1 protein-coding gene is annotated in these 277 nt (G+C 66.8%); it reads left to right on the forward strand.

Annotation, left to right across the window (positions count from 1 at the left end):
* Window positions 1-277: CHAT domain-containing protein (locus SAZ04_RS21965; RefSeq protein WP_332699685.1), on the forward strand; the 277-nt coding region annotated here is incomplete at both ends.

The following is a 277-nucleotide window of genomic DNA, read 5'->3' on the forward strand; positions in this document are numbered from 1 at the left end:
GCAGGCTGACGAGCTGCGAAGGTTCGATCTCATCCACATCGCATGCCATGTGGTGACCGACGGCGCGAATCCCGCGCTGCTGTTCTCCCGAACGGAAGCGCCGCTCACGGCGGCAGAGATCGCCGGGCACTGGCGGCTCGATGCCGAGCTGGTGACGCTGAGCGCTTGTGAGACCGGTCTCGGCCGAAATGTGCCGGGAGAAGGATACCTCGGGTTGGCGCAGGCGTTCTTGCAGGCGGGCGCGCGGAACGTGCTGGCCAGCCTGTGGAGCGTCGAT

The organism is Halalkalibacter lacteus (assembly GCF_036663595.1).
Taxonomy (GTDB): Bacteria; Bacillota; Bacilli; order Bacillales; family Bacillaceae_D; genus Halalkalibacter; species Halalkalibacter lacteus.